This window comes from Bradyrhizobium sp., from assembly GCF_036009065.1.
In the GTDB taxonomy this organism is placed as follows: domain Bacteria; phylum Pseudomonadota; class Alphaproteobacteria; order Rhizobiales; family Xanthobacteraceae; genus Bradyrhizobium.
In genome coordinates, this window is record NZ_DASYMN010000274.1 from 1 (window position 1) to 4028 (window position 4028).

Below are 4028 nucleotides of genomic sequence, written 5' to 3' on the forward strand. Positions count from 1 at the left end.
GCCCGACGCCGTGTTCACCTTCATGCCCGGCGGCATGGGGGTCACGCTGGTCAAGCAGTACAGTCAGGCCGGCCTTGCCGACAAGATTCCGGTGCTTTCGGCGTTCACGGTCGATGAATCGACGCTGCCGGCGCAGCAGGACGCGGCGATCGGCATGTTCGGCGGCTCGAACTGGGCGCCCAATCTCGACAATCCGCAGAACAGGAAATTCGTCGCGGCCTATGAAGCCGCCTACAACTCGGTGCCCGGCACCTATGCCTTTCAGGCCTATGACGCGGCGATGCTGATCGACAGCGCGGTCAAGGCGGTGAAGGGCGACCTGTCGAACAAGGACGCGGTGAGCGCGGCGCTGAAGAAGGCCGATTTCTCCTCGCTGCGCGGCGGCTTCAAGTTCAACACCAACGGCTACCCGATCCAGGACTTTTATCTGACCAAGGTGGCAAAGCGGCCAGACGGAAAGTTCCAGACCGAGATCGCCGAAAAAGTGTTTACGAATTACGGCGACCGTTACGCCAGGGACTGCGTGCCCGGCAACTGAACAACTTAAAAGGAACAACGCGATGAAGACTGAAACCGCCGGCATCACCCGGGCCAATGAAGGCATGCAGGGAATCAGCTGGAACATCCTGGGCCAGACCTATGTGCCGAAACACTGCAGCGAGCATTCGTTTTCGTGGCACGCCACCTTTCCGCCGGACACCTTCGTGCCGCCGCACATCCATCCCGACCAGGACGAATATCTCTACATCCTGGAAGGAAAACTGGATTTCATGCTGGCGGGCGCGGATACCTCGGCGACCCCAGGCGACCTGGTGCGGCTGCCGATGGGTATTCCGCACGGCATTTTCAACAAGTCGGGCCAGACCGCAAAGACATTGTTCTGGGTGTCGCCGACGCGAAAACTGTACGACCTGTTCTGGAGCATCCACAACATGAAGGAACAGAAGCCCGAGGAAGTCGTGGCGCTCGCCGCCGAACACAACATCCACTTCCTGCCGCCGCCGCCGGGGGCGTGACCTTGGTCGTCACCGCGAAGCCGGGGACCCATAACCCCTGACGCTGGTATTTGCGCAGGGCGTTGCAACGGCCTCGCTTCAATTGAAACGACACGGCGTATGGGTCCCCGCCTTGGCGGGGACGACTCGTGGAAATATCGTGCCTATCCCCGCACCGCGGCCAGCGCCGGTCCCGTCGCGGCAAAGCCCGCCTTGCTGGCGTAGCCGCGCACGATCGCTTCGCGTTGCGAATAGCCGAGCACGTTTTCGATGTTGTCGAATCCGTCCGGCGCCAGCTGCTCGACGGCGTCGATCACGCCTTCCGGGCCGCCGCGGCGGTTCGCGCGCACGATCTCGGCAGTCATCGGCAGGCGCTTCTGCTCGTAGGCAACCAGTGCCTGGCGCGGATGTTCCGAGCGCGCCAGCGCGTCGGCCAGCGCACGGGCGTCCAGGATCGCCTGCGAGGCGCCGTTCGATCCCACCGGATACATCGGATGCGCGGCGTCGCCGAGCAGCGTGACGCGCCCGCTCGACCAATACGGCAGGGGGTCGCGGTCGCAGGTTGGATATTCGTAAAATTCAGGGGTCGCCGAGATCAGGCTTCGCACGTCGACATGCGGCACGTTGAACCGCGCCACATGCGGCATCAGTTCTTCGCGCTTGCCCGGCCGCGACCAATCCTCGCGGCGCGGCGGAGCTGCGTTGCCGTCGCCGACCTTGACCAGCACGGCCCAGTTGGTCAGCCGGCTCGCGGCGCTGGATCCTTCCGCGATCGGATAGACCACGAGCTTGGCGTTGAGGCCGCCGGCCACGATCATCGATTTTCCGGTCAAAAACACCGGCCAGTCGCGCGCACCGCGCCACAGCATCAGGCCGTTCCAGCATGGCGGGCCTTCGCCGGGAAACAGCGTCTCGCGCACCCGCGAATGGATGCCGTCGGCGCCGACGAGAATATCGCCGCGCGCGGTTTTGACATGCGCGCCGGCGCGGTCGAAGAAATATGCGCTGACGCCGCCCTCGTCCTGGGTGAACGCGCCGAGCCGGCAGCCGGTATGGATTGCGTCGGCGCCGAGTCGCGCCTCGACCGCGCGGTGGATCACGCTTTGCAGCCGGCCGCGGTGGATCGAGAATTGCGGCACGTCGTGGCCGGCATCGAGCCCACGCGCCTCGCGCCAGACTTCCTGGCCGTGGCGGCTCAGATAATACAATTCGTCGGTGCGGATGGCGACCGCGTCGAGCGCATCGAGCAGGCCGAGGCCGGCCAGTTCGCGGATCGCATGGGGCAGCGTGTTGATGCCGACGCCGAGTTCGCGGATGGTGTCGGACTGTTCGAACAATTCGCTGTCGATGCCGCGGGCGCGCAGCATCAGCGCCGTGGTAAGCCCTCCGATGCCGCCGCCGACGATGATCGCCTTCATCACGCAACTCCGCTTCGCCAAGCCTCGCGCCCAAGCCTTGCGCCGACACCACGCGCGATGGTTAACGCCGCGTGCCGGCTGTCTCGAACAGACTATCCTCTCCGCAGCATGGAGTCATCCTGTCCTCGCCATGGCGCGGCAAGGCCGAAGGATAGAATTAATGCGCCGCGCGTGCCGCCTTGTATCCCGGCTGCTCGTACGGATGCGAGGTCGCGAACGCCGGCAGCTTGAAGCAGTGCTCGGCCAACTTCGCCACCGCCGGAAAATCGTCCAGCCCGAGTTTTACGTATTGCGCCGTCACCACCTGCCCCGCGATGCAGATATCCGCAAGTCCGGGCTCCGCCCCCAGCGCAAACGGCGCGGCCGGACGCTGCGCGAGCAGGCGCTCATAGGTCGCAAGCCCCTCGGTGGTCCAGTGCCGGCCCCACGCCTCGATCGCTTCTGCATCGGCGCCGAACGTTTTGGCGAGGTGATTGCGCACCCGCGGCGTCACCAAGGGATGCGCGTCCGCCACCGTCACCAGCGCCAGCGATTTTGCGTAGGCCTTTTCTTTGACATCGAGCGGGATCAGCCGCGGCTCGGGCTGCAGTGCTTCGAGATATTCGATGATCGCCAGCGACTGGAAGATCGAATGGCCGTCGTGAATGAAGGTCGGCACCACGCGCTCGGCGCTCACCGCCGCGTAATCCGGCTGGAACTGCTCGCCCGAGAGTATGTCGACCGGGATTTCCTCGAACGGCAGCCCCTTGAGTTTCAGCGCGACGCGGACGCGGAACGAGGCGATCGATCGCCAGAAGCCGTAGACGGTGATGCTCATGGGGGAAATCCTGTTCAATTCGTCCGGATCCAACTCATACACGAGAATTGCGCGGGGCGCGCGAGCCAGATGTCGACGCAACCACCGCCGTCATCCCCGGGGAGCCGCGCGCTTGCGCGGCGTCTCCAAGGATGGGCCGCATGCGCTCGTGGCCGCATCCTTCGAGGCTCGCCGTGAAGAACGGCGAGCACCTCAGGATGACGATACCGGGGCGGGAGCGACGGTGTTTCAGGACAGGATGCTGCACGGCTGCCGCGGCGTCGCCGAACTCGCCTATCGGATCCTTGATCACGCTGAAGAGCGATGGATACGCCGGTCAAGCCCGCGTATGACGCGGTGCTTGTGGCGCGCTCGCATTTCACGCCGCACCTTCGGGCACATTCATTCGTATACAAGTGAATAATCCGGCTTGATCCTTTCATCAAGCCGGGGTCAAGTTGACCCCGAACGCCTGAAAAAAAGGACAAAATCCATGGCCCAAGACGCGCCCGTAAGCACCGGACCGAGCAAGCTGGTGATCCGCAATATCGGGCTGCTGCTGTCGGGCGCTTTGGAGGCGCCGATTCTCGATGCCGACACCATCGTTGCCGAGAACGGCAAGATCACCGCGATCGGCCGCGCCAAGGAGGTCGACACCGCGGGCGCCACCACGCTCGTCGACGCCAACGGCACCACGGTGGCGCCGGGGCTGATCGACAGCCACGTCCACCCCGTCGCCGGCGACTGGACGCCGCGGCAGAACCAGATCGGCTGGATCGACAGCTTTCTCAACGGCGGCGTCACCACCATGATCTCGGC

4 protein-coding genes and 1 pseudogene are annotated in these 4028 nt (G+C 64.6%); 3 read left to right on the forward strand and 2 right to left on the reverse strand.

The window, feature by feature from the left end:
- Positions 1 to 538: ABC transporter substrate-binding protein (locus VGP39_RS16715; protein WP_327569215.1), on the forward strand; the 538-nt coding region annotated here is incomplete at its 5' end.
- A gap of 22 nt (positions 539 to 560) precedes the next feature.
- Positions 561 to 1016: a cupin domain-containing protein gene (locus tag VGP39_RS16720; RefSeq protein ID WP_327569216.1), complete on the forward strand. Its 456-nt coding sequence runs from the start codon at positions 561 to 563 to the stop codon at positions 1014 to 1016.
- Positions 1017 to 1159: 143 nt separating this feature from the next.
- Here VGP39_RS16720 and VGP39_RS16725 read toward each other — a convergent pair whose 3' ends face one another.
- Together VGP39_RS16725 and maiA are read right to left on the reverse strand one after the other, a co-directional pair.
- A complete protein-coding gene (locus tag VGP39_RS16725) occupies positions 1160 to 2413 on the reverse strand; it encodes a flavin-dependent oxidoreductase (protein WP_327569217.1) in 1254 nt (417 codons plus the stop codon).
- A gap of 157 nt (positions 2414 to 2570) precedes the next feature.
- Positions 2571 to 3230 carry a maleylacetoacetate isomerase gene (gene maiA, locus VGP39_RS16730; RefSeq protein WP_327569218.1) on the reverse strand — a complete coding sequence of 220 codons (660 nt, stop codon included), beginning with the start codon at positions 3228 to 3230 and terminating at the stop codon, positions 2571 to 2573.
- Positions 3231 to 3702: 472 nt separating this feature from the next.
- On the opposite strand from maiA, the pseudogene VGP39_RS16735 reads away from it, so the two are divergent.
- A pseudogene (locus VGP39_RS16735) lies at positions 3703 to 4028 on the forward strand (Enamidase); the annotation flags it as partial.

Excerpts from the sequence above, each read along its gene's own strand:
- VGP39_RS16725 (WP_327569217.1), bottom strand. The coding sequence starts at position 2,413 with ATGAAGGCGATCATCGTCGGCGGCGGCATCGGAGGGCTTACCACGGCG.
- VGP39_RS16720 (WP_327569216.1), top strand. The coding sequence starts at position 561 with ATGAAGACTGAAACCGCCGGCATCACCCGGGCCAATGAAGGCATGCAG.
- maiA (WP_327569218.1), bottom strand. The coding sequence starts at position 3,230 with ATGAGCATCACCGTCTACGGCTTCTGGCGATCGATCGCCTCGTTCCGC.